Here is a 26,071-nt window from a genome sequence, read left to right on the forward strand (position 1 = left end):
GATCCCCGCTACGCAGGGCCCCTCGCCCTCTCCTACGGAAGACCACGGCGACTATATATTTCAATTCAGTCAGTGTCATGCCAGCACCCCGCTCTTCTCGAACGCTGACGCCGTGGCCTCGATCTCCCTACGGGGTCGATCCCCGCTACGCAGGGCCCCTCGCCCTCTCCTACGGAAGACCACAGCTACGATGTACTTCAGCTCAGTTAGCGTCATATCAGGCCTTCAAGTACTCTGATTTTCCGCCTAACCATCGTTCGATGTGCAAGCGGGCAAGGTTCGGGTGGTTTCTAAGCATCAGTGGAGCAGCCTGCTGAGCCCACGCCAGAAGATCGCCATCTTCCTCCAGATTGGCGAATTTGAGCAAGGCGGCGCCAGATTGGCGTGAACCCATGAATTCGCCTGGCCCCCGGATATCCAGATCGCGCCTGGCGATTTCGAAACCATCACTGGTTTCTACCATGGCCTTCAGCCGCGCGCGAGCAGATTCGCTCAATCGCCCACCTTGCGGAACCTCGTAGAGCAATATGCAAGCGGAGGCCGCGCTACCTCGCCCTACGCGGCCCCGCAGTTGATGCAGTTGGCTGAGTCCAAAGCGCTCCGCATGTTCAATCACCATGAGGCTCGCATTGGGTACATCTACGCCGACTTCAATCACTGTGGTGGAAACCAACACCAAGGTCTCGCCGGAGGTGAACTTGCCCATCACCTCTTTCTTGTCTGCGCTGGGCATTCGCGAATGCAGCAGGCCGATCGTGACGCCAGGCAAAGCGGCGGCCAACTCATCGTGGGTTTCAGTCGCGTTGCGCAAATCCAGCGCCTCACTTTCCTCGATCAGAGGACACACCCAGTACACCTGCCGGCCTTGCGAAATCTGGGACCGGATGCGTTCAATGACTTCGTCTCGGCGGTGCGCGGCGACGAGCTTGGTCACCACGGGCGTGCGGCCCGGGGGAAGCTCGTCTAGCGTGGAGACATCCAGGTCAGCGTAGTAGCTCATGGCGAGCGTGCGTGGAATGGGCGTGGCGCTCATCATCAGCAGATGTGGCTCTTGCGCCCCATCCCTGGCTGAAGAGCCTGGTGCATCTGGCGCCCCCGCCGTCTTCTGCCGCAAATCCAGCCTCTGTTGCACGCCAAAGCGATGCTGCTCATCAATGACGGCAAGGCCCAATTTGAAAAAATTCACTTGCTCCTGGATCACCGCATGCGTACCGACGACCAGGGCGGCCTCGCCGCTGGCGATGAGTGCCAGCATTTCTCCACGTGCTTTTTTCTTCTGACTACCCGTGAGCCAGGCCACGCGTTGGCCTCGCTCCTGCAATAAAGGGGACAGCCATTCGGCCAGCTTGGCAAAGTGTTGCTCTGCGAGAATTTCGGTAGGGGCCATCAGGGCGCATTGCCAACCGGCGTCGATGGCAATGGCCGCTGCCAGCGCGGCCACCACGGTCTTGCCACTGCCCACATCACCTTGCAGCAAGCGGTGCATGGGTTGCACGCGGGACAAATCACGCGCGATCTCCTCACCCACCCGGCGCTGAGCACCTGTCAGCCCGAAAGGCAACACAGCCAGCAACTTCTCATGCAAGCCGTCCCGAGCCGCCACCAATTGGGGCGCCCGCAGGTGCTCACGCTCCCTCCGTGCCTCGAACTGAGACAGCTGCTGCGCCAGCAGCTCCTCCGCCTTCAGCCGATGCCAGGCGGGATGGGTGCGGTCTTGCAGCTGAACCAATGACACATCGGGTGTAGGCAGGTGTAAAAACGTCAGGGCGTCGCGCAGAGTCCAAGACGCCAGTTGGTGAAGTTGGCTCAAACAGGGTGCTGCCACGGTTTCGGAGAGATCGGCGCGTGACAACCCGGCGAGCACCGCTTTTCGCAGGTAGGCCTGCGGCAACGCGGCCACGGTGGAGTACACGGGGGTCAGCGATGCCGGCAGTTGGCCTGCCGCCGCACGCACCACCGGATGCATCATGGTCCACCCGGCCAATCCGCCGCGCACCTCCCCTCGTACTCGCAGACGTGCACCCACGGCCATCTGCTTTTGCAGCGAAGGATAGAAATTGAAAAATCGCAGAACGCAGTGGTCGCTGCCGTCATCCATAGTCACCAGCAATTGGCGGCGCGGGCGGAACGTGACTTCAGAGTGGGTGACTTCTGCCTCCACCTGAACCACATCACCATGGCGGGCATCACGCAGCCGCACGATTCTGGTTTCGTCCTCATAGCGCATGGGAAGATGAAGCGCCAGATCGATGTCGCGCGCGAGACCAAGCTTGCGCAGCGCCTTCTGTGGCGCACTCAGTTTGGGGGGTGTGGAAGGCAAGGCCGAGGAGGGCATGGGACAATTCTGCCGCGTTGGCAAATGCACGGGCAACGCCATTGCAACACGAACCACTATCTTTTTTTCATGCGCAGCTATTCCACGAGCGATTTTGACTTCGCTCTGCCTCCCGAACTCATCGCCCAATACCCTGCCACTGACCGCAGCGGCTCTCGCCTGCTGGATGGTAGCGGCCAGACGCCTGTCGACCGCCAGTTTCGCGATTTACCCACGCTCCTGCGCGAGGGTGATTTAATGGTTTTCAACGACACCCAAGTGGTCAAGGCTCGCCTGTTCGGTGAAAAAACCACCGGCGGCAAGCTGGAACTTCTGATCGAGCGCGTGCTAAACGGTAACGAAGTGGCCGCGCACATGAAAGTCAGCAAGAAGCCGCGGGTGGGCGATACCCTGCGTCTGGCGGGGAATACGCAGGCCGTGTTGCTCGGCCGGTGGCCCGACGCGGATGGCCCCTTGTTTCATCTGCGCCTGTCTCGCGAGCCCTACGCTCTCATGGCGGCACACGGCCATGTACCGCTACCGCCCTACATCACCCACACCGACACGGAAGAAGATACCGCGCGCTATCAAACCGTGTTTGCCAAAAATCCTGGGGCAGTCGCGGCGCCCACAGCGGCATTGCACTTTGACGAAGCTCTTCTGGCGCTGCTCGAAGCGCGCGGTGTGCACCGCGCATTCGTGACCCTGCACGTGGGAGCAGGTACGTTCCAGCCCGTGAAGACAGAGAACATCGCCGATCATGTGATGCACCGCGAGCGATACGACGTGTCAGAAACCACACAACAAGCGATTGCCGAATGCAGAGCACGTGGCGGGCGGGTGGTCGCTGTGGGGACGACCAGCGTGCGCACACTGGAATCCTGGGCACAAAGCGGTGAGGCCAGCGGAGATACCGGAATATTCATCACGCCGGGCTTTCGCTTTCAGGTGGTCGATGCGCTGGTCACCAACTTCCATTTGCCCCGGAGCACACTGATGATGATGGTCAGCGCGTTTTCAGGCTATGAACACATCATGTCCTTGTATGCGCATGCGGTGCGTGAGAGATACCGATTCTTCAGCTATGGCGATGCCATGTGGCTGGAGAGACGCGAGTTGTAGCGCTTTTGTGGCTTACGATATGCATCAAGAGCACTAAGGCCATTCAACCCCAAAACCTCACAGGAGAAACCCCATGGCAAAAGGCATGCAGCAGAACAAAATGGTGAAGAAGCCGAAAAAAGACACTTCACCTCCAAAACCGTCTGGCGGCTCTGACCGGCCAGTGGCGCCGGTGACCACCGTGCCGCTGCGCGGCAAGCTGAAAAATAAATAAGCCTCGCCCTGGCCTTTGGAGCCAGGTGGCTATATTTCCAAGAATACCCGCCCTCCATTGATCTTGACCGGATAGGTCTTGATCGGCGCGATGCAAGGGGGCTCGGTCGGTTGGCCACTCCTGATATCGAAGCGGCCTTGATGGTGGGGGCACTCGACCTCGTGTCCTTCCAGATAGCCATCGCACAGGCGTGCGTTGCCATGAGAGCAGATGTTGTTCGTGGCAAACACTTCCCCGCTCTCTGTCTTGTAGACGGCGATGTCCCGGCCTTGCGGCGTGACGGCGATGGCCGAGCCTTCGAATATCTCGTCTTCAGCCGCTACATCGATCCATTGACTCATGGTGGGATTTTTCTTTCTTAAGTGGGCTTGTTACCCCAACTGACATTCTGACTCAACGGGTAAATCGAGCATCCATTCAGGCGGTGTGTGATGCACGATAATTGGGGTTTTAGCGGTCAGCGCCTTGGCTTGGCCGTTTCCGACCTTTCCCGCTGATTTCTACTGACCTTCACAGCCCTCAGGCGCTCATGAGCAACTACTCCATTCCCAATGACGTCCTGACTCAGGAACTGCAACGCATCGGCTCGCTCATTGCGAAACGTGAGCTGCAGCAGGCAGCCCTTGCCCTTAATGATGCCAGGAAGCGCTATGGCGGGGATGCACGCATTTTCCTGCTTGCCTCGCGGCTGGCAGAACAGGCGGGCAATGCTGAAGGGGCGCTCCAGTCCGCACGGCAAGCCCAGCAGGCAGCGCCAGGTTGGCCGGTAGCTGAAATGGAGCTCGCACTGCTGCTACTGCGCCAAGGCAAGCGCGAGGAAGCCTTGGCCCGCGCCCGGCGCGTTGTGGAGCTCGCACCCGATGACCTAAGCGTGGTTCGGCGAGCTGCGGGCATAGCCATTCAGGCCGATGATCTGCAAGCCACTGTGGCATGGCTGCGAAAGCTCGTTTCACTCAAACCCCAGGAATACACCTTCCGCTCTTTATTGGCCAAGCAATTGCTCACCAGCGGGGCAGTTGAAGAAGCATTGGCGATGTACAACGAGTTGGTTCAGGAACAACCTTGGGACACAGAAGCGCTGTCCGGACGCGCGCGCGCCGCGCTGACGCTGGGCCAACTTACTCAGGCTCAGCAAGACGCCGAGGCGCTTGTGCAGTTGGAGCCCTCCAATAAGTCACACCAGCATGTGCTCGCTTTGTCACGAGGTGAGTCACCCAAGACCTTGCCGGAAGAAGGTGTCAAGGCCCTGTTCGACAGCTTCGCAGAACGCTTTGATGAAACGCTTTGGACTGCTCTGGAATACCGAGTGCCTCAAAAAGCCGCTGACATTCTCTTGCAGGCACACCCCGACCGCAAGTTCAACTTGCTGGACCTCGGCTGCGGAACTGGTTTAGTGGGTGCATGCCTTGGGCGCATTGATGGATACATCATTGGCGTCGATCTTTCCGATGAAATGATCCGCAAAGCTGCTCAACACGGGGTCTACGAGCGTTTTCACAACGTCAACATACTCGACGCACTTCGAACCACCCCCGGGGATCACTACGAAGCCATCACCTGCTGCGATGTACTGGTTTATGTGGGCGACCCCAAAGAGGTCATACCCAACGCGCTGCGTATTCTCAAAGCGGGCGGCCACTTCATTTTTTCTTGCGAATCAGCCACAGAAGAAGAGGAAGACATCGTTCTGCGGCCTTCCGAACGATTCGCGCACAAAGCCTCTGCGGTGCAGCGCTGGTGCGAGGAAGCTGGCTTTGACGAGATCACGATCGAACAGCTGCCGCAACTCCGCCGGGAAGGCGGCGAGCCGCTGCCAGGTTTCCTGGTGACGGCCCGTAAAAGCCAGACTGTTCACTGACACGGGTATCGATGCTGCGCTTTGAACTGCTAACCACGGACGCCTCCAGCCATGCCCGGAGAGGGCGACTGACCCTGAATCACGGTGTGGTGGAGACCCCCATCTTCATGCCCGTGGGCACCTATGGCACGGTCAAGGGGGTCATGCCGCGCAGCCTGCATGAAATGGGCGCCCAGATCATCCTGGGCAACACCTTTCATCTGTGGATGCGGCCGGGTCTTGACGTCATTCAATCGTTTGAAGGCTTGCACGGCTTCGAGAACTGGCAAAAACCTATCCTGACCGACTCTGGAGGATTTCAGGTCTGGTCTCTGGGTGAAATGCGCAAGATCAGCGAGGAAGGTGTGAAATTCGCCTCGCCCGTCAACGGCGACAAGCTGTTTCTCACCCCTGAAATCAGCATGCAGGTTCAGACGACGCTGAACAGCGACATCGTCATGCAGTTTGATGAGTGCACACCCTACGAGACCAAGGGGAAACTCACCACCGAGCGCGAAGCACGCACCTCCATGGAGCTTTCGCTGCGCTGGGCGAAGCGCTGCCAAGCTGAGTTCACACGGCTGGAAAACCCTAACGCCTTGTTCGGAATCGTGCAGGGCGGCATGTTCGAACATCTGCGCCAGGAATCGCTTGATGCCCTGGTAGAGATGGATTTGCCGGGCTATGCCATTGGCGGTGTGAGCGTGGGCGAGCCCAAAGAGGAAATGAAGCGCATCACCGCGCATACGCCGCACCGTTTACCCGCCAACAAGCCTCGCTATCTCATGGGCGTGGGTACGCCCGAAGACCTGATTTATGGCGTGCAACATGGCGTAGACATGTTCGACTGCGTCATGCCCACCCGAAACGCGCGAAACGGCCATTTGTTCACGCGCTTTGGTGACCTGAAAATTCGTAACGCCCGGCACAAGAACGACCACCGGCCTATCGACGAAAGCTGCACCTGCCACGCCTGCGCGGGAAGCTCTGGCGTCGCTTGGCAAGACGGTGGCCGGGAGGGTTTCAGCCGCGCTTATCTGCATCACCTGGAACGCTGCGGTGAGATGCTGGCCCCCATGCTGGCCACCGTACACAACCTTCACTACTATCTTCAGCTCATGAATGAGGTGCGGGCGGCGCTGGAGGCAGGTGCTTTCAGCGAATTTGTGGCGCGCTTTCACGCTGAGCGAGCACGCGGGGTTTGAACGCACCCCACCTGCGTGGAAATAGCCACGCAGGTTTTTTCAGGGCACGCTACAAGCCGAAGATAGCCACTGCGCGCGTCCACCCCGCGGATGCAGCCTTCACCTTGACCGGAAAGCAGCTCACGGTGAAGCCATGGGCCGGCAGGGCTTCCAGGTTGTGCAGCTTTTCCAAATGACAGTAACCTATATCTCGGCCAGCCTTATGGCCCTCCCAGATCAAGGATTTGTCGCCCGTCTCAGCTACCTTTTTCTGCGTGTAGACGAACGGTGCATCCCAGCTCCAAGCGTCAGTTCCCGTCAGCCGCACACCTCGTTCGAGCAGGTATAGCGTGGCTTCCCGGCCCATGCCGCAGCCGGAATCCACGTATTCGTCTTTCCCGTAAAGCCCCCCTGCCCTGGTGTTGACCACTACGATATCGAACGGCTGCAGACTGTGCCCGATGCGATCGAGTTCAGCGGCTACGTCAGCGGCGGTGACCACATAGCCATTTTCGAAGTGCCGGAAATCCAGCTTCACGCCAGGGCGCAAGCACCAATCGAGTGGGACTTCGTCAATCGTCATCGACCGCTCGGGACGACCCGAGGCATGGTTCATCGTCGGGTGGAAATGGTAGGGCGCATCCAGGTGCGTGCCGTTGTGCGTGGTGAGCTGTACTTTCTCCAGCGCCCACCCTGCGGCATCCGGCAGATCCTCGGCCTCGAGCCCTGGAAAAAAACTCTGAATGCGCGGTACGGTCTCGTCATGCCCCAAGTACTCGATTTTGGGGCGCGCAATATCGGGGTCTGAGCGCACGCCGTTTTCGAGCGGCATGGAGATATCCACGAAGCGAAGCTGCGAAGCATCCAACATCAGTTTTTCTCCAAACCGATGGAAGGAATGAGCTCGGCGTTCTCGCGATAAACTTTCTCCAGACGTGCCTTGAACGCAGCTCCCGGCAGATAAGCCGTGGCCTGCTGCAGCGTTTGCGCCGTCTTGCGGAAGTCTTCCGATTCAGTGACTTTCTGGCAGATGCCTTGCAGTTGATCAACCAACGCCTTCGAAGTACCTACCGGCACATACACGCCGTTGAGACCAGGCACAACGGATGGATAGCCCAGTTGCGTGAGGGTGGGTGCTTCAGGCGCACCGGGGTGCGCTTTGTCTGACATCACGGCGAGCACGCGAAGGCCCCGGCCACTGATCGACGACATGGCGGGCGCCGCAAAGTCCAACTGGCCTCCGATCAACTGAGGCATCAACGCCCCATCTCCGCGATAAGGAATGGGGTTGAATTTGACACCCAGGGTTTTTTCAATCGATGCCACCGACAGGTGTGGAACCGAGCCGGTGCCCGCGTGGCCATATGAAAGCTTGCCAGGCGCTGCCTTGGCCCGCTCGACGAGATCCTTCATGGAACGAATGGGTGAATCTTGCGTGACAACGATGGCAAACACGTTCTCGAATACCTGGCACACCGGTTCGATCTTGTCGAGCTTGAACGGTATGGTCTTGCTGACGAAGGGCGTAATGACCAGCGGCGAGGCCGGTGAAAAGACGAGGGTATGGCCATCAGGCGTCGCGTTGGCAAGCGCGGCGAAACCCAGCATGCCTGCAGCGCCATCCTTGTTGACCACCACCCATTGACCGCCCGCCAATTGAGCAGCGCCACGCGCAAAGGCTCGGCCCATGGCGTCTACGCCACCGCCGGCGGCATAAGGCAAGATGATCTCAACGTTGCGCGAAGGATATTTATCCTGCGCCCAAGCGGGCGCAGCGAGCGCGCAGACGAAACTCAACAGACTGATCCACAGGAAACGATGCATGGGACTCTCCTCATTTTAGGTATTGACCATGCCATCGTAGCACCGCCTTTTCGGCCGCTTGAGCCAAAGCGTTTCTACTTATCGGAGGACGCTACCAAGGCATTCACCCTGTTGTGCAAACCCTCTGGTGAAACCTGCTCTGCAGCCACCGCTTCACCCACATTCAGGCCCACCCGGTTAAAAAATCCGCGGCGGAAGGGCCGGGTCATGGCGCCGTTTTTCTCGATACGGCTGAAGAATGAACCCCATAGGTTCGTGAGCGCCATGGGTATCACAGGCACCTGCTGACCATCAGCCTCGGCCCGCTCCATGATTTTCATGATTCCGCCCTTGAAGGGCTGCAGCTGACCATCGCGCGTGATGCCGCCTTCGGGAAACAAACCTAGCAACTCGCCCTCACTCAGCACCCGGGCCGCCTCGTCAAAGGCACGCTGGTAGGCTGCCGGGTCTTCCTCCCTGGGCGCGATGGGAATGCATTTGGCAAGGCGAAAGAGCCAACCCAATACGGGCACTCTGAAGATGCGGTGATCCATCAGAAAGCGGATGGGACGCGGGCTGACGGCCATCAGCAGCACGGCATCAATGAAACTCACATGGTTGGCCACCAGCACTGCGGGCCCTTCCACCGGAATACGTTCGCCGCCCTTGACCTGGAGGCGATAAACGAAATGCGAAGCTCCCCAGGCCACAAAGCGCAGCAGGTATTCCGGCACCAGCAGAAAAATATAGAGCGCTACGACAGCATTGGCCAGGCCCAGGATCAGAAATATCTGCGAGATGCTGAACCCGGCACCAAGCAAGGCGCCCGCCAACAATGCACTGGCAATCATGAACAGCGCGTTCAGGATGTTGTTGGCGGCAATGATGCGGGCACGATGCGTGGGTGCGCTGCGCAACTGGATCAATGCGTACATAGGCACGCTGTAGAGACCCGCAAAGAGGCTGAGCAGCATCAGATCAGCCATCACACGCCAATGTGACGGCTGGGCCAGGAAACTGCCCAGCGTGTGCCCGGAAGAAGCAGGCAAGCCCTGCAAGGCAAAGTACAGATCGACGGTGAAGACTGTCATGCCCAAGGCACCCAGGGGCACCAATCCGATTTCGACATGCCGGTGCGACAAGCGCTCGCAGAGCAGAGACCCCACGCCTATGCCCACGGAAAACAAGACCAGCAGCAAGGAGGCGACCTGTTCGTTGCCATGCAAGACGTCCTTGGCGAAGGCCGGAAAGTTACCCAGAAAAACAGCACCGAAGAACCACATCCATGAGATACCCAGCATGGATCGGAACACCACCGTGTTGCTGCGAGCCAGCTTCAGGTTGCGCCAGGTTTCAGTGACGGGGTTCCAATTGATGGCCAGGCCAGGGTCCGTGGCAGGCGCGCTCGGAATGAACTGCGCGGTCACGCGGCCAGCCACTGCCAGCACAAGGCAACTCACGGCCACGGCACCATGGCCAATGGAAGGAATGGACATCAGCAAACCGCCCACCACGTTTCCGAGCAGAATGGCCACGAAGGTGCCCATCTCCAGCATGCCGTTGCCACCGGTCAATTCACGCTCGTTGAGTGTTTGGGGCAGATAGGCAAACTTCACCGGCCCAAAAAGCGTGGAGTGCAATCCCATCAGGAACACACAGAGCAGCAGCACCGCCACGTTGGACACCATGAAAGCCCAAGCGGCGATCCCCATGATGGCGATCTCCAGGTTCTTGACCAGGCGGATCATGGCTGTTTTCTCGAACTTGTCGGCGAGTTGGCCGCTGGTGGCCGAGAACAGCAAGAAAGGCAGAATGAACAATGCCCCGATCACCATGCCCGCCATAGCGGGCGGCAGCCAGCCTACGCTGAGTTGGTAAGTGACCAATACCGTGAAGGCGAACTTGAACAGGTTGTCGTTGGCGGCTCCGGCGAACTGGGTCCAGAAGAAAGGCGCGAAGCGACGCTGCCCCAGCAACGCGAATTGGTTCGGCGCCTTCGCGCCGGGCGTGGGATCTAAAGCCATGTTCATGCACCCTGCTTGCTAAATTTGGATTTTTCAACTGCCGCTGGTTTTCTTGGACCTAGGCGTTGAAAAGAGGACGCTACTGGCCACAACGCCAAGGCGGCGACCAGATGCTTGGCGCTGTGGCCTGAGATCAAGCCCTGCGTGAGCGCCAGCACGGGCTCATCAGCAAGCTCAAGGATTTTAGCCAGTGCGTAGAAGAACAAAACGGGCCACAAGGGGATGCGCACGGCGCCTGCGCGCGCCGGGCGCACCGCCAGCACCAGCAAGAGCACAAGTCCCGCCCCTTGCAGCACGGCCCAAGGGGTCATATTGGCGGTGGACAGATCCCACCACGCCGCCAGCGGAGCCAACACCCCCACCGCGCAAGCCATCATCCACCCAGCTCGATCGCTCACGCGGTTGGCCGACGCCAGCCCCAGCACGCCCGCAAAAGCCAACGCCATGCCCAGGCGGTCCAAGGCCAGGCCACTGGCGTCTGGCTGCAAGTGATAGATCGACGAGCAGAGCATGGTCGTCACCAGACCCAGGCCGGTCAGGGTCGCCAGCGCCGAATGGACAGAAGACACCTGGCCGCGCGATTGTCTGGCAGCGCGAAGCAGGAAAAAACCCATCAGCGCAAACGGTAGATTGGTGAGCACATCCATGGCGTAGGGAAGACCCAGCCAGTCTCGCTGATCAGCGAACGCATGGTAGGTGTGCGGCAAACCAACCACTGGCGAACACACCGCAACCAGCAAGCCCAGCAGGACGAACGCGGCCAGCATGAACTCGGTAACGGAAGGCGATCCGGAGGCGCTTTGCCGGGCATTGGATACCCAGCGAGAAAAGATGGCGGTCAATCTGAGGGAGGGCACATAAGCTCCTATTGGCAAAGAATGCGCGGAATTTATCCATGGCAAGGCTGACAGCAGCCGAATTTGCAACTTTTACCCATTAGGTTACGCTCTGAGTATCTTATTTTGATACTTAACTCCATGAGCACCACGGCAGACCTGATTTCCGCCCTCAAAAAGGAGCTGAAATCCGCGCAGATGACCTATGCAGATCTAGCCCAGACATTGGGCATGGCTGAATCCAGCGTCAAGCGGATGCTGGCCAAGGGCGATATGCCGCTTTCGCGCATCGACGCCATCTGCCGTGCACTCAAACTCGACTTTGCCGAGCTGGCCCGGCGCGTGGCAGACGAGCAGCCGCTGCTCCGAGAACTAACTGCTGAGCAGGAACGGACCGTGGTGCAAGACGAAAAACTGCTGCTGGTCGCTATCAATGTGTTGAGCCAATGGACGCTGGAGCAGATCGTGGCGAGCTATCGAGTGACAAACGCCGAAGTCATCAAATGCCTGGCGCAGCTGGATCGAATTGGCATCATCGAGCTCAAGCCCCTGAACCGCTACCGCCTCAAAGTGGCCAAGACCTTCCGGTGGCGACCGCACGGCCCCGTGATGGACTACTTTCGGGAACACGTCGTGCTGGACTACTTCAGTGGCGGCTTCGACGGCCCTGCCGAAGGGCTACAGCTGGTACACGGCAGCATAGGCCGCGCGCTAGCGCCTTCGTTTCTGGAGCGTTTGCAGCGTGTTGCGCAGGATTTCGCCCAGCAACACCAGACGGATCAGAAACTGAAAGTGAGCGACCGCAAGGGCTATACCTTGCTGCTTTGCATGCGGGAATGGGAGTTTGCGGCGTTCGAGCGCCTGCGGCGCTAAAAAGCTTAGCTTACGAGGGCGGAGGCAACCGAAAGCCGGCTTTCGGCCTCGTCCCCGATGCGCCGCACGATATCGCCAGCCGGCTCCACAGACTGGATCAAATCAACGCCTTCACCCGCCCACACCATGGCGGTATCAAAGTCCCCGCTCTGCTGGGCCTGCTTGAAGGCCAGTGATTGCGCGGCTAAGGCGTCAACCAGGCCTGGCTCGTTTCCGTGCCAGCGGGCCATGAACTGATTGCGCAGCGCCCGCCCGGTATGAGGCTCCGGCCAGGATAGGCCACGCACAATGTCGAACACAGTGGTGCGCGCGGTCTGATCGCCAGTCGAGCGAACGATGCGCTCTTTTGCGAGGGGTGATCCCAAGGCTTCGTCGCTGGCGACAAAGCGCGTACCTATCAACACCCCCTGCGCTCCCAGCATCAAGGCTGCCGCCAAGCCCCGGCCATCCGCAATACCGCCTGCTGCCAGCACGGGTACAGGCGCCACAGCATCCACCACAGCGGGCACTAACGCCAGCGTCGAGCGCTGGCTCCCGTGGCCGCCAGCTTCAGTTCCCTGGGCGATGATGAGATCAGCCCCGGCCTCACGCGCCAGCAGCGCGCCCGCCAGATCCTGCACCTGACAGATGAGCTTGCAACCGGCTGCCTTGATCATCTCGCCATAGGGACGCGGATCACCAAAAGAGAGCATGACCGCATGCGGCTCTTGCGCCAGGATTTGCCGGATGATTTCGGGCCCCACCGCCCAGGTGATCACGCCGGCACCCCATGGGGCGGAAGTGGTCTGCCTGACGAGTGCCAACTCCGTGCGCAACCAATCGGGATCCCCGTAGCCACCACCCACCAAGCCCAGGCCACCTGCGTTGGAAACCGCAGCGGCCAGCGCGCCTCCTGTCACGCCACCCATGGGCGCCAGCACGATGGGGTAGCGCAAGTCGAAAAGGCGGGTCAGGGCTGTCTTGATCATTTTCTTCTCCGGGTGGACTCAACTCGAACGCCGGCACCACTCAGTCAAGTCTGGAATGTGAAAAAATCTACTCAGTGGAGCGCGCGTGCAGGTGCAGGTGCGGGCTAACGCTGACAGGGTCAATCCGGGCTGGCGAACACGGTCAGAACACCGGTATATCCATAGATATGGTGGCGCGCGATCTCACCGCCGGCAAAGAAACCCACCAGGGGCACATCGCCCAAAGCGCGGCGTACGATCTGGAGCTCTGCGCTCGGGCCTCCGAAGTGCGGACCGCCTCGACCGACACAGCTAACGTATACGGCGCCGGCGATGCGCCTGGCAGGATGTGGTGATGCGTCCTGATAAGACGCCGCCAGCGCTTGGGCGGTGGTCTGGGTTAGCTCCTCTGGTTCCAGCTCTTCGCGGATCTCTGCACATATGCGCACCAGATCAGCACGTGCGGCCTCTACGTTGCGTTGGCAGAAGGCAGCTCGTTGGCCCACAGTGGGCTTCTCTGCGATGGCCACCCCCTTCCGAGCCGGATCCAGGCCAATGATGTGGCGCACCACCACTTCTGCGCCGAAGCTACCGGTGCGGCGAACCGCTTCTTCGCCAGGATTGGACAGCCCCACCAGCGTGCGGCGGACAGTCTCCAGAGCTTCGCGCGGTTGATCAAGGTTAATCCCCAGATCACGCAAAAGTACATCCAGCGCAGGCTCACCATCCAGGGCCAGCAGCACATTGCCTTCGACCTCGGTGATGACGCGCTCAGGCGCGATCGGCTGGCAGCCCTGCGTCACGCGAGAGATGAGCGGCACGCCGGCACCAAATGCAACGCCTGACAACCCTCCGCTGAATACACCGCTGGCAGCCCCTTGCCCTCGGACATTGCCGTTGCCTCCCACAGCGAATTGCACCGCCTGCGTACGGCTTGAGGCGAGGCCACCGAACAAATAGCCGGTCTCTGTGGTGCCAGCAAATTCGGCAACCAATTCGGCAAGATCCGGCGTCTGTGCATCCGCATGCACAAGGGCTGTGAAGGGCTCGAAGCCCAGGTTGGCAGAAAGCGGTGCAACGCCGGAAAAAACCCGGTATTGATCACTGGGCAACTCGCACAGCATCACGCTGAGCGCTGGCTCATCCATGTATTCGGCGTTGTTGGCGGCCACGCCAACACCCACCGTGCCAGCCCAATCCGTGACCTCAGGCAACTCCGCACTGAGGTGATCGAGGATCTCGCTCGCGTAGGGGGCATAGGGATCGGTGATGTAGATGAGGCCCAGCGATGGAACGCTGGCGTACTCGGGCAGCGCCATCAAGGCACGCAGTTGCGCCAGGACCAGACCCGCCGCCATTTGCCATTGCGGATGAGTGGCGTGCCCGTGAGGAAAAAGTTTCATGTCAATTGGAAGCGGAACTCCGCCACACGGGTGGTGGGCGGAGGAAGAGAGGCGATGCCAACGGTAGAGAGAGAAGCTGGTCGCGCCCCTGAATACAGGGGTGCGACCAGCTTAGATTCGATTCACTTCCGTTTGGAAGGCGGTGGTAGCGGCCAACCTCCAGCCGCAGGGCCTGCCGCTGCCTTCTTGGCCGCAGGCGCTTTGGCTACCGGTTTTTTGGCCACGGGCTTTTTAGCTGCGACTTTCTTGGCTGCTGGTGGTTTGGCCTTGACAACCGCCTTCTTGATACCGGGCTTGTTGGTGGCTTTGCCAGCGCTCGGTGCAGGCGCAGTACCGGCCGATTTTGCAGCGGCTTTGGCGAGTGGTTCTTGAGACGCGACATCGCGCAAGGCGTCAGCGGCAATTTGCTGAAACTGCTGCGTCAGCGCTCCCCACCATTGCATGGGATCAGCCACTGCAGGAGCTTGCGCTTCGTGGGTCGCTGCGGCTTTCTTGGAGCGCGCAGCAGGTGCGGGTGCGGGCGCTTGCACGGGCTCTTCTTCCAGCTCGTCTTCTAACTCTTCTTCTGGCTCAAGCTCTGGCTCCGGTTCGGAAGCTGGGGGCGAAACAGTGCTGGCTGGTGGAGTAACACCGAAAGGCCACGGCTGAGGAGACGCGGCTGGAGCGGCTGGAGCCGAGGTGCCGGAGTTGGAAGGTTGATCGGGTGCCGTAGGAATGGTGAACGCCTTGGCCACTTCGGCCATGCTCATGTTCATACCGGCCAAGGTAGCCAAGGTCATTTTCTGCACTTCCAGCGCCTGTACGGTCGCCTTTAGTGCGGTGGCGTTCTGCTCAAGCCAGAACAGCACCGCCTTCAATTCCTTGATGCGCTTGTCCAGCTCTTCCACGCTCACCGTGGGAGCCACCCAGTTTCCCAGCCCGGATAAGGGCGACGCTGCGCCCTTGCCCGCGGCCGCCTGGCCGCTCGCGAGATTCTTTAAAAAGTCGAAACCGGGAATGAATTTGCCGAATGCAGATACGCCGGAGTCATCATTCATGGCAGCGCCTTTCGAATTCATGGAATGAATGGGGCGCCGCGAATGCCCTTCACGCGACGCGCATACAGCTTACCCGAAACCAGGGCGGTGGCGCCCATGATTCCGTGGATTTGGAGCGTAAGCTCCAGAAAGAGCACTAAAGCGGTGGGTGCGTCGAGGATCAGTACTTGGGCGCCCGCCGCTCGCGCAGCGAGGCCACGCCTTCCTGCACGTCTGGTCCGCCAAAACCCATGAACTCCAGTGCGAGCGAGGTGTCGAAACTCGGGCCAGCTTGCCGGTACCAGTTGTTGAGGGAGTATTTGGTCCAGCGGATGGCCGTCTGGCTGCCTGCGGCCAGCTTGTCTGCGACCTCGTAGGCTTTGTCTAGTAGCTGCGCGTCATCCACAGCCAGTGACACCAGGCCAATGCGTTCAGCCTCTTCGCCGGTCACCGCCTCGCAGAGCATCAAGTAGTACTTGGCCTTGGCCATCCCGCAGAGCAGCGGCCAGCAAATGGCAGCATGGTCGCCAGCGGCTACGCCCAATCGCGTATGGCCATCAACGATTTTTGCGGTCTTGGCGGCGATGGAAATATCAGCCAGTAACCCGGCCACCAATCCTGCACCCACTGCCGGGCCATGCATGGCGCTGACAATGGGCTTGTCGCAGTTGATGACGTTGTAGACCAGATCGCGCGCTTCCTTCCAGACACGGGTGCGAACCGCGAAGTCGTTGGCCATATCCTGAACCAGAGCCAGATCTCCGCCGCCCGAAAAACCCATGCCCTCGCCGCGCAGCACCACGGCCCGCACCGTGTCGTCTTTGTCTACATCGCGCCAGATCTCGCTCAGCTCCCAATGACCATCATGGGCGGCCGTGGGCAGCTTGCCATTGGTGGCTCTCATTTGCAGGTCAATCACGGCATTGTCTTTGCCGCGGCGCGTGATGTTGAGCGTTTTGTAGCGGCTGTAATCAATAGGGGGGTTGCTCATGCGGATCTCCTTTGGTTCTAAGAATGTGTTTATCTTCCATGCACACCCAACATGGTAGCGGCCCCGCAAGTACCTCGGGTATACCTTGAATGCGCGCCCTGGATCAGTGCTCCGGCGACAATCAGACGCGAACCCGACTTCCCCCGCCTGCGCACCCGCATCGTAAGCACTCTCTCGGGTCAACCTGCGCCTATGTCACCGCCTGCCGCCCCGCCTTCTCCTCCATCGCCCGAATTTTCTCTCCGGCGAATCGCAGTGCCCGCCTTCGGCCCGTCGCTGCTGTTCGGGGTAGGTGAAGGGGCCATCTTGCCCATCATCCCGCTGACAGCGCGGGATCTCGGGGCATCGGTGGCGCAGGCCGCCCTCATGATCGCGTTGATCAGCATCGGCTCGCTGCTCAACAACATTCCCGCATCGCTGATCACCATGCGTTGGGGCGAACGCTGGGCCATCGTGGGCGCGGGTTTCTGGAGCGTCCTCGGCATGCTCCTGTGCTTTGGCACCTCGCATCTGGGTCTCTTCGCGGCCGGGTGTTTCATGGTGGGCATGTCGCAAGCCATCTACAACCTGGCCCGCCAGAGCTACCTGACAGAGGCCGTGCCTATCGCTTACCGTGCACGCGCACTGTCGACTCTGGGTGGCGTGATGCGCATCGGGATGTTTGTCGGCCCTTTCCTGGCGGCGGCTGCCATACACGCCTTTGGCCTCGGTGCGGCTTATGCCATTGGCGTCGCAGGAGCAGCCAGTGCAGCGATCATTGCGCTGCGCATTCCCGATCTGGTGGCACCACCGCTTCCCGCTGGCCAAGCCCCGCCGGCCGCAGTGACGATGATCTCCACCTTGCGAGACCATCGCCGTGTGTTCCTCACCATCGGACTGGGCGTGCTGCTGGTCAGTGCCGTGCGAGCCTCACGACAAGCTGTGATACCGCTTTGGGCCGAACACCTGGCCTTGGCTCCGGCTGCAGCTTCCCTGATTTATGGCCTGGCCGGTGGCATTGACATGCTGGTGTTTTATCCGGCCGGAAAGGTCATGGACCAAAAGGGCAGGCGTTGGGTGGCTGTGCCTTCGATGGTGATCATGGGTGTGGCCATGCTACTCATGCCCCTGACATCAGGCTTTTGGCTACTGCTGCTGGTGTCTCTGGCGATTGGGTTTGGCAACGGCATAGGCTCCGGCATGATCATGACGCTAGGCGCCGACCATTCCCCCAGACATGGCCGCGCCCACTTTTTGGGCATTTGGCGGCTCATGGCCGACATAGGCGCTTCATCCGGGCCGGTGTTGCTCTCCATCCTGGCGGGCAGCCTTTCACTAGCTGCAGGGATCGCCATCACGGGCGGGCTCGCCTTCATAGCGGCCGGGGCCTTGGCACGTTGGGTGCCTTCCGGCACACCTTCTCAGCGCGACGGGTGACCAGGCAAGAAGCCTATGCCACCCTGCCTTGAAACGCTGTTTATTCGAACCCCTTGACTTCCTGCTCAATCGCGCCAAAAACCGAGTGGCCGTTTTTGCCCTTGATCTCCATGCGTATGGTGTCGCCCGCTTTCAAGTAGTCGGTCTTGGGCGCGCCATTTTGGAGAAACTCCATGGCGCGCTTTTCGGCAATGGAGCCATACCCTTTTGGCCAGTCGCGGCGCCCATCTTCCTCGGCGCCCTGGTTGCTCACCGCGCCACTGCCGATGATGCTTCCCGCGCCCAGAGGCCGTGTCTTGGCGGCATGTGCGATCAATTGCCCAAAATGGAAGTGCATCTCGGGGCCTGTTTCGCAAAGGCCTATCTTGCGTCCATTCCAGGTGCTTTGCAGTGTCAGGTGCACACGGCCTTCTTGCCAGGCATCACCGAGCTCATCAGGGGTCACAGCGACTGGACTGAATGCAGTGGCCGGTTTTCCACGCAGATAACCGAAACCCTTGGGGAGTTCGTGCGAAATGACCACTCGAAGACTCACGTCGTTGGCCAGCATCACCAGACGCACTGCGTCCAGGCTGTTTTCTTCGGTGCAGCCCATGGGCACATCGCCCGTGATGACGGCGATTCCCGCACCGAAATCAATTCCCCACTCCTCGCGCATGCCAACGATGGCATCGCAAGGCCCCAGCAAATGATCACTGCCGCCTTGGTACATCAGTGGTTCGGTCAAATGGCCGCCGGGCAATTCAGTGCCGCGTGATGCATGCTCCAATTCCACGTGGCTGAGGTAGGCCGAGCTGCTCAACCATTGATAGGCACGGGGCAACGGCGCCATGCATTGACGCGGATCGAACGCGAAAGCGTGGCGGCTCCGGCCAGTGTTGAGCGCGTGAGACAAATCCTGCAGCTGAGGAGAAAAGAAGTTCCAGTCGTCCAGTACCTGCTGCAGGCTGCTGGCGATGCCGGTCGCATAATGGGCTGACTGTAGATCGTGCGAGACGACCAGCAGTTGCCCGTTGCGCGAGCCATCCTTGTAGGTTGCCAGTTTCATGAGTTATTAGGGGAAATTGTGGGGTGCGCTATGCGATGTGAGCATGGCATGCTCGCTGAACCCGCCTAGAAGAGGCCTTGAAACATTCTATTGCAGGGGCTTGGTGAGCCAGGTGCCTCTTAGAACAGTGACCGGAATTTCTGCAATAAAAGCAGAGATGCAGGAAAAACCCGTCCTCCTTGAATTGTGCTCACACGTTCTTATATGTGGGTATAGCCTTGAACCTTGCACCGAAAGGAGCCGTCGCTCAATGAACACTCTCTACGATTCGGAATCCTTCGCGGTTGTCCATCTCTTGCCAGAAGAACCTCAAGGTGCGGATGTGCCCGCAGGAACCCCCACGCTCGCACGCCATGGGTTCGAGATCGTCGACAAGCGTTCAGGCAAGGAAGTCTACCTGGATGGTTTGTGGGCGGAACTGTTCCAGCGGCGTATCTCTGCATGGCAGGAAAACACGCCCACGCAGGAAGAAGTTGAAGACACGCTTGAAGGGTATGCAGAATTGGCGCAAAACCCTGTCATTCTTCATTGAACCTGGCGGGCACACCTTACTAGAGCCAAAATAGACGTTAAGAAATTTTCATTAGCCAACGTCGATAAATGGGCTCTGCCAAAACCAGCACGGCCACCAGGCGGCACACCTGAAAGGCTGTGACTACTGGCGCGCCGAGCTGCAGCACTTTAGCGGTAATGGCCATCTCAGTGATGCCACCAGGTGCCGTGGCGAGAATGAGTGTGACTGGATGCAGACCCGTCATTTTGGCCAGGGCCAGTGCGAACAGGCCGCTCAAAAAAATCATGGCCAGCGCGCCTATGGCTGAAGACAGCAGCCAACGCGGCGCCGCATGCAGAAACTCACGTGAAAAACGTACTCCGAGACTGACGCCAATCACCAGTTGAGCTGCGTTAGAAAGCCAGCCAGGCACCGATGAAAAATGCAGGCCCAACATGGTGAGCAGCATGGCCGCCAGAAGTGGGCCAAGAAACCAGGGATTAGGCCTGCCAGCCAACCGCATCAGCCAGGCTCCGACCCCGGTCGCCAACGCAAGCCAAAGCAAGCCCGGCCACTCCGCCACGCGTAACGCCGCCGGATTCATCTCCAGGCTGGTCAGGTTCCAGTACTGCTTGGCCCATTGCATGGCAAAAGGAATGACCAACACCACGACAGCCATCCGCACGCTGTGGGCAGCAGCCACCAGATCGACGCGCGCACCCGCGCGCTCGGAAAGCAAAGTCATCTCCGAAGCGCCGCCAATGGCGCTGGCGAAATAGCTGGTAGCGCGCATAGACCCGAGCGTGTCTGCCGGCATGCGGTGGGCATGTATGCGGTGCAAACAGACGCCGAACGCCATGCCCAGCACCAAGGCCCACACCACCCCTAGCGCCACAGCCCACCAAAGCCCTAGCATAAGCTCCGCCACCTCTCGGGTGAAATACAGGCCCAGCGCGGCGCCAATGGCCCATTGACCCGCATTGCGAAAAGTAGCTGAACTGGCCGTCGGCAGCGCGGCCATGGAAGCGAAAGCCGTAGCAAGCAAGGGGCCTATCATCCAGGGAATCGGTACGTGCAGCCACGTGCACAGCAGCGCAGCGGCCCATGCGAGCAACAGCGTCAAAGCTATGCGCATCAGGCGTGCTGAATCAAATCGGAAATGCGGTTTCATGAGCCAAGTAGTATCGCCTTCATGAACCGCCGCCTCCTCCCCCTCTTGACCACCGTGCTCGCCAGCCTGATGCTCACCGCCTGTGGCCATGCCCCCACCGCCCACCCCTGGACCGCAGCAGAGCAAGCGCAACTGACTGCCCTGCTCCCAACCGACGCCCTGCTGCTGGGTGAACAGCACGATGCTCCGGAGCATCATCAATTGGAACGGCAGGTGGTCGAATGGCTGGCGCAGCGCGGCGCCCTCGCCGCGGTGGCGATGGAAATGGCTCCCCGCGGCAAGGACACCCGTGCGCTGTCATCCCACGCCACCGATCTGGAAGTGCGCGCTGCACTGGACTGGAACGATGCGGGCTGGCCTTGGAAAACCTACGGCCCCGTGGTGATGGCGGCGGTGAAAGCCGGCGTTCCCGTGCTTGGAGCCAATCTCCCCACCGCGCAGCAACGCTCGGCTATGCGTGACACTTCCCTGGACGCCCGCCTGTCACCAAGCGCCCTGGCCACGCAGCAGCAACGCATTCGCGATGGCCATTGCGATCTGCTGCCTCCCGCTCAAATCTTGCCAATGACCCGGATACAAATAGCGCGCGATTTAGCGATGGCCCACACCGTGGTCGAGGCCCGGAAAGCGGGCCATACCGTGCTTTTAGTCGCTGGTAACGGCCACGTCGAACGTGCGCTAGGCGTTCCGGCGCATCTGCCTGCAGACTTGAGCGTCAAAGTGATTTCGGCGCTGGCGGGGCAGGCTCCGACTCAGGCCGGCGCGCAAACCACCGCTCCAGTACGCACTGCGGCTGATCTGATCTGGCCCACGCCACCCCTCCCCCCCAAAGACTATTGCGCTCAGATCCGGGACTCAGTTCCATCCAAGCCGGCGACAGCCAATCCCCTGAAACCTTGAAATGGCTCGTAAATGGTTCGTGAAGTGGCCTTCAGCACTGTCATGAGAGCCCTGCGACAATCGAAACAATGCAAGATACTTACACACTAACCCTTTCGTGCCCCGACCGCAGGGGTATCGTGCACGCCGTTTCCGGATTTTTGCTAGAGCGCGGTGGCAATATTGAAGAAGCCGCCCAGTTCAACGATGCAGATACGGGGCTTTTTTTCATGCGTGTGCAGTTCCGCAGCGAGCAAATCGGAGCGGATGAGTTGCGCAAGCAACTGGAGACGCTCGCTGGCCCGTTCGACATGCGCTGGCAATTGCACGCGCTGGCCCAGCCCATGCGATGCGTGATCATGGTCAGCCGGGAAGGCCACTGCCTCAACGACCTCCTGTTCCGCTGGAAAAGCGGTCTCCTCCCGTTGGATATTCGCGCCATCGTCAGCAACCATCGCGATTTCTATCAATTGGCGGCCAGCTACAACGTGCCGTTTCATCATGTTGCCATGAACAAGGCTGACAAGGCCCAAACCGAGGCCCGGCAGATGGAAATCATTGACGGCGAGGGGGCCGAGTTAGTGGTGCTGGCGCGCTACATGCAGATTCTGTCTGACGATATGTGCCGCAAGCTCTCCGGCAGAGCCATCAATATTCATCACAGTTTTCTGCCCAGCTTTAAAGGCGCCAAGCCCTACTACCAAGCGCATGATCGGGGCGTGAAGCTGATAGGTGCCACAGCGCACTACGTGACGGCCGAGTTGGATGAAGGCCCGATCATCGAGCAGGATGTGGCGCGCGTGGATCACACCTATACAGTGGAAGATCTCACTGCCGCTGGTCGCGACACGGAAAGCCAGGTGCTGGCACGTGCGGTGAAGTGGCACAGTGAGCACCGCGTGCTTCTAAACGGTCACAAGACCGTGGTGTTTAAATAAAGCCCCCCCTGAGTCGCTGGCGCGCCTTCCCCCGGAGGGGGACGCCACTGGCGGCCTGGCAAAGCCAGCTCCGCGGTGGCCACGTATGGCTTGCTCCGCAGCCTCTCGATGGGGGTTCCTGGTCAGGAGTCCGTCCTTGGTGACGGCAATCCCTTCTCGTCCCTCCCCGTCGTCCTGCCGTCTCGCCATCCGGGGATGACGGAGAGAAGGAGAAGACGGCTCTCCACGAGACGCCTCAAGAAGCACAAAACCCGCGCGGTCACTGAACGTGACAAGTGCGGGTTTTGCTATGTCGGCTACTTCAGTCGCCTCAGCTTAGGGCTGAAACTGAACCTCAGGCAGTGCGCCGCAGTACACGTGCACCCATCAGCGCCGCAGCGGCCGCCATCAGCAGCAGCATCCATTGATGCAGCGTGGGCACTGGTGTGGGTGTCAACACGCTCGGAGCGGCGAGCTGCACAACGGCAAATGGGTCCGCGATGACGCCCGGCTGCGTGGTCTCGGAATCGCCCGCACCATCGTCAGTGACCGTAAAGCTCACCACCGTACGCCCGGCAGACACCAGCACGCCTGGGTTGAACCAGCTGCTGGCCTGGCCGCTGGCGGCTGGGCCCCATTTGAGCAATAGATTCTGAGCGGCCACAGCCTCCGGGTAGGTGATGGTGACTGTCAGCGTGTCGCCTGCGCATCCAGTGGCGCGGAAGGAAAACACTCCGTTTGGCAGCGTGGCTCCAGGATATTGCGCCTGCAAGCCCGTCAGCATCTGGCCAGTGGCCGCACCAAAACCAGTCTGCGCGGGGTCTATGGTGCAACTGACGCTGCCGCCGGTGATCGCCACCTGCACGTTACCGGGCACGCCAGGCATAGTGCCGCTCCAACTGGTGTTGGCCGATAGGCTGATGCTTTGGCTGGCATCAGGCGCAGGCTGCCACGCGCCACCGCCGCTTTGACGGGCCAGCACCGTGCAGGCACCGGAGCCAGTCATTGTGATCGTCGTGCCGCTGGCGGTACAAACGGCAGGTGTGGTGCTTTCATAGCTCACTGGCAAGCCTGAACTGGCCACCGCCACAGGATCAATCTCAAACGTGCTGCCCGCCACGAGGGCACGGCTAGCCACCGTTTGCGCCGGGAAGCTGATGCTTTGCGCAGCCAGCGTGGTAACCGTCCAGCGCATGACTGCAGCGATTCTGCCGTTCTCAAAATCCTGGTAGGCGACGTAGGGCTTGCCATCAGGGCCGAAAGCTAGTGAAGTGAACTGCGCGATACCCTCTGTGAAGCCGGCCACCCCCACCACCTCCCACCCCGTGCCCGCGCTGTTCAAACGCATCACACTGGCTTTGAGGCTATTGGCAGCGTCCAAATAAGCCACATAGGGCTTGCTATCAGGGCCGAAAGCCAGGGAAATGAAAGACGCCGCACCCGCCGAAAACCCTGCCGCACCTACTGCTTCCCACGCCGTACCCAAGCTGTTCAAACGCATCACGCTGGCTTTGTAGCTATTGTTAGGTTCCTGATAAGCCACATAGGGCTTGCCATCAGGGCCAGGGCCGAAAGCCAGCGAAATGTATTGCGCCCAATCCGCCGAAAACCCTACTGCACCCACTACCTCCCACGCCGAGCCTGCGCTGTTCAAACGCATCACGCTGGCTTTGTCGCCATTGACGATGTCCCGATAAGCCACATAGGGCTTGCCATCAGGGCCGAAGGCCAGCGAGGGGAAATACACCAAACCCGCCGAAAACCCTGCACTACCTACTAACTCCCATGCCGTGCCCAAACTGTTCAAACGCATCACGCTGGCTCGGCCGCCATTGGCACCGTCCGAATAAGCCACATAGGGCTTGCCATCAGGGCCGAAAGCCAGCGCGATGTAATCCTCCGCTGCGCCCGCCGAAAACCCTGCACCACCTACTGCCTCCCACGCCGTGCCCAAGCTGTTCAAACGCATCACGCTGACTCGGTGGCCATGGGCACCGTCCGAATAAGCCACATAGGGCTTGCCATCAGGGCCGAAAGCCAGCTTGGGGTAATGCGCCTCACCCGCTGAAAACCCTGTCGCACCTACTGCCTCCCACGCCGTGCCCGCGCTGTTCAAACGCATCACGCTGGCTTTGTCCCCATTAGTACCGTCCCGATAAGCCACATAGGGCTTGCCTTCAGGGCCGAAAGCTAGTGAAGTGAACTGCACCACCCCCATCGAGAACCCTGCCGCACCTACGGCCTCCCACGCCGTGCCTAGGCTGTTAAAAAGCATCACGCTGGCTTTGTCGCCATTGGCCTTGTCCAGATAAGCCACATAGGGCTTGCCATCAGGGCCGAAAGCCAGCGAGGTGTATAACGCCCCACCCGCTGAAAACCCTGCCCCACCTACTGCCTCCCACGCCGTGCCCGCGCTGTTCAAGCGCATCACGCTGGCTTTTTCGCCATTGGCGATGTCCTGATAAGCCACATAGGGCTGGCCGCCAGTGCCGAAAGCCAGCGAGGTGAAATACGCCTCACCCGCCGAAAATCCTGAGGCACCTACCGCCTCCCACGCCGTGCCCAAGCTGTTCAAACGCATCACGCTGGCTTTGTTGCCATTGGCACCGTCCCGGTAAGCCACATAGGGCTTGCCATCAGGGCCGAAAGACAGCGAGGTGTAATTCGCCGCACCCGCCGAAAACCCGGCCCCACCTACCGCCTCCCACGCCGTGCCCAAGCTGTTCAAACGCATCACGCTGGCTTTGTCGCCATTGGCACCGTCCCGATAAGCCACATAGGGCTTGCCATCAGGGCCGAAAGACAGCGAGGTGTAATTCGCCGCACCCGCCGAAAACTCTAGCCCACCTACAGCCTCCCACGCCGTGCCCGCACTGTTCAAACGCATCACGCTGGCTTTGCTGCCATTGGCAACGGCCCAATAAGCCACATAGGGCTGGCCATCAGGGCCGAAAGACAGCGAGGTGTCGTACGTCCCAGCCGCCGAAAACCCTGCCGCACCTACTGCCTCCCACGCGGTGCCCGCGCTGTTCAAACGCATCACACTGGCTTTGTCGCCATTGGCATTGTCCCGATAAGCCACATACGGCTTGCCATCAGGGCCGAAAGACAGCGAGGTGTGAGACACCCAACCGTCTGAAAACCCTGCCGCACCTACGGCCTCCCACGCAGTTCCCGCGCTGTTCAAACGCATCACGCTAGCTTTGCCGTCATTGGCACCGTCCTGATAAGCCACATAGGGCCTGCCATCAGGGCTGAAAGCCAGCGAGGTGTAAGCCGCCGCGCCTACGATCAACGGCGGCAACGCCCCTAACCGCTCCCACGGCCCCGTAGCCTGCGCATTGGCCGCAGGTGCCAGCACCGCGAGCAACAACCCTATGACCGCTAGAAGGCGCAGCCCGCGATTCCACCAAACAGCGCCCAAAGAACAGATGTTTTTAAACGATGTTTGCTTCATAACGATCAAGGTACATGAGATGCTGTGGGTTCCGCAATAAGCTGTTGGTAGTACTGAGATCGGAAAATATCGGACAAGAGGGCTAAACGGTCAGCGGGATCAGGCTGCTGGGCTAGCCGGTGCACA

General features: G+C 60.1%; 22 protein-coding genes. 9 read left to right on the forward strand and 13 right to left on the reverse strand.

The features are described from left to right. Positions 1-217: 217 nt before the first annotated feature. Positions 218-2,335: an ATP-dependent DNA helicase RecG gene (gene recG, locus G518_RS0105570; protein WP_036593717.1), complete on the reverse strand. Its 2,118-nt coding sequence runs from the start codon at positions 2,333-2,335 to the stop codon at positions 218-220. A gap of 69 nt (positions 2,336-2,404) precedes the next feature. On the opposite strand from recG, the gene queA reads away from it, so the two are divergent. Both queA and G518_RS40345 read left to right on the forward strand, forming a co-directional pair. Further along, positions 2,405-3,436, forward strand: a complete 1,032-nt coding sequence (queA, locus tag G518_RS0105575; protein ID WP_028601687.1) for a tRNA preQ1(34) S-adenosylmethionine ribosyltransferase-isomerase QueA — start codon at positions 2,405-2,407, stop codon at positions 3,434-3,436. Positions 3,437-3,509: 73 nt separating this feature from the next. Continuing rightward, positions 3,510-3,650 (forward strand): hypothetical protein, encoded by a 141-nt coding sequence (locus G518_RS40345; RefSeq protein WP_169457900.1) that lies wholly within the window; start codon positions 3,510-3,512, stop codon positions 3,648-3,650. Positions 3,651-3,679: 29 nt separating this feature from the next. Here G518_RS40345 and G518_RS0105585 read toward each other — a convergent pair whose 3' ends face one another. Next, positions 3,680-3,991 (reverse strand): non-heme iron oxygenase ferredoxin subunit, encoded by a 312-nt coding sequence (locus G518_RS0105585; RefSeq protein ID WP_028601688.1) that lies wholly within the window; start codon positions 3,989-3,991, stop codon positions 3,680-3,682. Positions 3,992-4,179: 188 nt separating this feature from the next. On the opposite strand from G518_RS0105585, the gene G518_RS0105590 reads away from it, so the two are divergent. Both G518_RS0105590 and tgt read left to right on the forward strand, forming a co-directional pair. Next, positions 4,180-5,508 (forward strand): methyltransferase, encoded by a 1,329-nt coding sequence (locus tag G518_RS0105590; RefSeq protein ID WP_028601689.1) that lies wholly within the window; start codon positions 4,180-4,182, stop codon positions 5,506-5,508. An 11-nt stretch (positions 5,509-5,519) separates the two neighbouring features. Continuing rightward, positions 5,520-6,692 carry a tRNA guanosine(34) transglycosylase Tgt gene (tgt, locus tag G518_RS0105595; RefSeq protein WP_028601690.1) on the forward strand — a complete coding sequence of 391 codons (1,173 nt, stop codon included), beginning with the start codon at positions 5,520-5,522 and terminating at the stop codon, positions 6,690-6,692. A 49-nt stretch (positions 6,693-6,741) separates the two neighbouring features. Here tgt and G518_RS0105600 read toward each other — a convergent pair whose 3' ends face one another. From G518_RS0105600 to G518_RS39855, 4 genes are all read right to left on the reverse strand, one after another. Next, positions 6,742-7,542 (reverse strand): cyclase family protein, encoded by an 801-nt coding sequence (locus G518_RS0105600; RefSeq protein ID WP_036593617.1) that lies wholly within the window; start codon positions 7,540-7,542, stop codon positions 6,742-6,744. Continuing rightward, entirely contained in the window at positions 7,542-8,495 is a 954-nt protein-coding gene (locus G518_RS0105605) for a Bug family tripartite tricarboxylate transporter substrate binding protein (RefSeq protein WP_028601692.1), read from the reverse strand. The genes G518_RS0105600 and G518_RS0105605 overlap by 1 nt, the downstream gene beginning before the upstream one ends. 74 nt (positions 8,496-8,569) lie before the next feature. Continuing rightward, complete coding sequence (locus tag G518_RS0105610; protein ID WP_051236072.1) at positions 8,570-10,504, reverse strand: MFS transporter; 1,935 nt, start codon at positions 10,502-10,504, stop codon at positions 8,570-8,572. Beyond that, entirely contained in the window at positions 10,501-11,355 is an 855-nt protein-coding gene (locus tag G518_RS39855) for a hypothetical protein (protein ID WP_156909288.1), read from the reverse strand. Before G518_RS39855 ends, G518_RS0105610 begins: the two co-directional genes overlap by 4 nt. 120 nt (positions 11,356-11,475) lie before the next feature. On the opposite strand from G518_RS39855, the gene G518_RS0105620 reads away from it, so the two are divergent. Beyond that, positions 11,476-12,207, forward strand: coding sequence for a helix-turn-helix domain-containing protein (locus tag G518_RS0105620; RefSeq protein WP_028601695.1), 732 nt, complete (start codon positions 11,476-11,478; stop codon positions 12,205-12,207). Between the two features lie 5 nt (positions 12,208-12,212). On the opposite strand, the gene G518_RS0105625 is transcribed toward G518_RS0105620, so the two are convergent. The 4 genes from G518_RS0105625 to G518_RS0105645 form a co-directional block, all read right to left on the reverse strand. Next, a complete protein-coding gene (locus G518_RS0105625; protein WP_028601696.1) occupies positions 12,213-13,175 on the reverse strand; it encodes an NAD(P)H-dependent flavin oxidoreductase in 963 nt (320 codons plus the stop codon). Between the two features lie 119 nt (positions 13,176-13,294). Beyond that, a complete protein-coding gene (locus G518_RS0105630) occupies positions 13,295-14,557 on the reverse strand; it encodes an FIST signal transduction protein (RefSeq protein ID WP_028601697.1) in 1,263 nt (420 codons plus the stop codon). 122 nt (positions 14,558-14,679) lie between these two features. Continuing rightward, entirely contained in the window at positions 14,680-15,594 is a 915-nt protein-coding gene (locus G518_RS34020) for a PhaM family polyhydroxyalkanoate granule multifunctional regulatory protein (protein ID WP_051236074.1), read from the reverse strand. A 160-nt stretch (positions 15,595-15,754) separates the two neighbouring features. Continuing rightward, on the reverse strand, positions 15,755-16,564 hold the full coding sequence (locus tag G518_RS0105645) for an enoyl-CoA hydratase/isomerase family protein (RefSeq protein WP_028601698.1): 810 nt from the start codon (positions 16,562-16,564) through the stop codon (positions 15,755-15,757). A gap of 192 nt (positions 16,565-16,756) precedes the next feature. On the opposite strand from G518_RS0105645, the gene G518_RS0105650 reads away from it, so the two are divergent. Next, positions 16,757-17,980 carry an MFS transporter gene (locus tag G518_RS0105650; RefSeq protein ID WP_028601699.1) on the forward strand — a complete coding sequence of 408 codons (1,224 nt, stop codon included), beginning with the start codon at positions 16,757-16,759 and terminating at the stop codon, positions 17,978-17,980. 40 nt (positions 17,981-18,020) lie between these two features. On the opposite strand, the gene G518_RS0105655 is transcribed toward G518_RS0105650, so the two are convergent. Next, positions 18,021-19,028 carry a fumarylacetoacetate hydrolase family protein gene (locus tag G518_RS0105655; RefSeq protein ID WP_028601700.1) on the reverse strand — a complete coding sequence of 336 codons (1,008 nt, stop codon included), beginning with the start codon at positions 19,026-19,028 and terminating at the stop codon, positions 18,021-18,023. A gap of 250 nt (positions 19,029-19,278) precedes the next feature. Here G518_RS0105655 and G518_RS0105660 point away from each other — a divergent pair, with 250 nt between their 5' ends. Next, on the forward strand, positions 19,279-19,560 hold the full coding sequence (locus tag G518_RS0105660; RefSeq protein WP_028601701.1) for a BTH_I0359 family protein: 282 nt from the start codon (positions 19,279-19,281) through the stop codon (positions 19,558-19,560). A 37-nt stretch (positions 19,561-19,597) separates the two neighbouring features. Here G518_RS0105660 and G518_RS0105665 read toward each other — a convergent pair whose 3' ends face one another. Beyond that, the gene (locus G518_RS0105665; RefSeq protein ID WP_036593722.1) at positions 19,598-20,692 is read right to left on the reverse strand and encodes an AbrB family transcriptional regulator; all 1,095 of its coding nucleotides are present in this window, start codon (positions 20,690-20,692) and stop codon (positions 19,598-19,600) included. 21 nt (positions 20,693-20,713) lie between these two features. Between G518_RS0105665 and G518_RS0105670 the strand changes: the two genes are divergently transcribed. Beyond that, complete coding sequence (locus tag G518_RS0105670; RefSeq protein WP_028601703.1) at positions 20,714-21,592, forward strand: ChaN family lipoprotein; 879 nt, start codon at positions 20,714-20,716, stop codon at positions 21,590-21,592. A gap of 68 nt (positions 21,593-21,660) precedes the next feature. Then, entirely contained in the window at positions 21,661-22,509 is an 849-nt protein-coding gene (purU, locus tag G518_RS0105675; protein ID WP_028601704.1) for a formyltetrahydrofolate deformylase, read from the forward strand. Positions 22,510-22,843: 334 nt separating this feature from the next. Here purU and G518_RS0105680 read toward each other — a convergent pair whose 3' ends face one another. After that, positions 22,844-25,945 (reverse strand): IPTL-CTERM sorting domain-containing protein, encoded by a 3,102-nt coding sequence (locus G518_RS0105680; RefSeq protein ID WP_028601705.1) that lies wholly within the window; start codon positions 25,943-25,945, stop codon positions 22,844-22,846. Between the last annotated feature and the right edge of the window lie 126 nt (positions 25,946-26,071).

The sequence above is a fragment of the Ottowia thiooxydans DSM 14619 genome (assembly GCF_000422885.1).
Taxonomy (GTDB): Bacteria; Pseudomonadota; Gammaproteobacteria; order Burkholderiales; family Burkholderiaceae_C; genus Ottowia; species Ottowia thiooxydans.

What these genes read in the sequence shown, in the direction of transcription:
- purU (WP_028601704.1), top strand. Translation starts at nt 21,661, where the DNA reads ATGCAAGATACTTACACACTAACCCTTTCGTGCCCCGACCGCAGGGGT.
- G518_RS0105680 (WP_028601705.1), bottom strand. Translation starts at nt 25,945, where the DNA reads ATGAAGCAAACATCGTTTAAAAACATCTGTTCTTTGGGCGCTGTTTGG.
- G518_RS0105625 (WP_028601696.1), bottom strand. Translation starts at nt 13,175, where the DNA reads ATGATCAAGACAGCCCTGACCCGCCTTTTCGACTTGCGCTACCCCATC.
- G518_RS0105605 (WP_028601692.1), bottom strand. Translation starts at nt 8,495, where the DNA reads ATGCATCGTTTCCTGTGGATCAGTCTGTTGAGTTTCGTCTGCGCGCTC.
- G518_RS0105590 (WP_028601689.1), top strand. Translation starts at nt 4,180, where the DNA reads ATGAGCAACTACTCCATTCCCAATGACGTCCTGACTCAGGAACTGCAA.
- G518_RS0105610 (WP_051236072.1), bottom strand. Translation starts at nt 10,504, where the DNA reads ATGAACATGGCTTTAGATCCCACGCCCGGCGCGAAGGCGCCGAACCAA.
- G518_RS0105670 (WP_028601703.1), top strand. Translation starts at nt 20,714, where the DNA reads ATGAACCGCCGCCTCCTCCCCCTCTTGACCACCGTGCTCGCCAGCCTG.
- G518_RS0105650 (WP_028601699.1), top strand. Translation starts at nt 16,757, where the DNA reads ATGTCACCGCCTGCCGCCCCGCCTTCTCCTCCATCGCCCGAATTTTCT.
- G518_RS40345 (WP_169457900.1), top strand. Translation starts at nt 3,510, where the DNA reads ATGGCAAAAGGCATGCAGCAGAACAAAATGGTGAAGAAGCCGAAAAAA.
- G518_RS0105655 (WP_028601700.1), bottom strand. Translation starts at nt 19,028, where the DNA reads ATGAAACTGGCAACCTACAAGGATGGCTCGCGCAACGGGCAACTGCTG.
- G518_RS0105630 (WP_028601697.1), bottom strand. Translation starts at nt 14,557, where the DNA reads ATGAAACTTTTTCCTCACGGGCACGCCACTCATCCGCAATGGCAAATG.
- queA (WP_028601687.1), top strand. Translation starts at nt 2,405, where the DNA reads ATGCGCAGCTATTCCACGAGCGATTTTGACTTCGCTCTGCCTCCCGAA.
- recG (WP_036593717.1), bottom strand. Translation starts at nt 2,335, where the DNA reads ATGCCCTCCTCGGCCTTGCCTTCCACACCCCCCAAACTGAGTGCGCCA.
- G518_RS0105660 (WP_028601701.1), top strand. Translation starts at nt 19,279, where the DNA reads ATGAACACTCTCTACGATTCGGAATCCTTCGCGGTTGTCCATCTCTTG.
- G518_RS34020 (WP_051236074.1), bottom strand. Translation starts at nt 15,594, where the DNA reads ATGAATGATGACTCCGGCGTATCTGCATTCGGCAAATTCATTCCCGGT.
- G518_RS0105620 (WP_028601695.1), top strand. Translation starts at nt 11,476, where the DNA reads ATGAGCACCACGGCAGACCTGATTTCCGCCCTCAAAAAGGAGCTGAAA.
- G518_RS0105600 (WP_036593617.1), bottom strand. Translation starts at nt 7,542, where the DNA reads ATGTTGGATGCTTCGCAGCTTCGCTTCGTGGATATCTCCATGCCGCTC.
- G518_RS0105585 (WP_028601688.1), bottom strand. Translation starts at nt 3,991, where the DNA reads ATGAGTCAATGGATCGATGTAGCGGCTGAAGACGAGATATTCGAAGGC.
- G518_RS0105665 (WP_036593722.1), bottom strand. Translation starts at nt 20,692, where the DNA reads ATGAAACCGCATTTCCGATTTGATTCAGCACGCCTGATGCGCATAGCT.
- tgt (WP_028601690.1), top strand. Translation starts at nt 5,520, where the DNA reads ATGCTGCGCTTTGAACTGCTAACCACGGACGCCTCCAGCCATGCCCGG.
- G518_RS0105645 (WP_028601698.1), bottom strand. Translation starts at nt 16,564, where the DNA reads ATGAGCAACCCCCCTATTGATTACAGCCGCTACAAAACGCTCAACATC.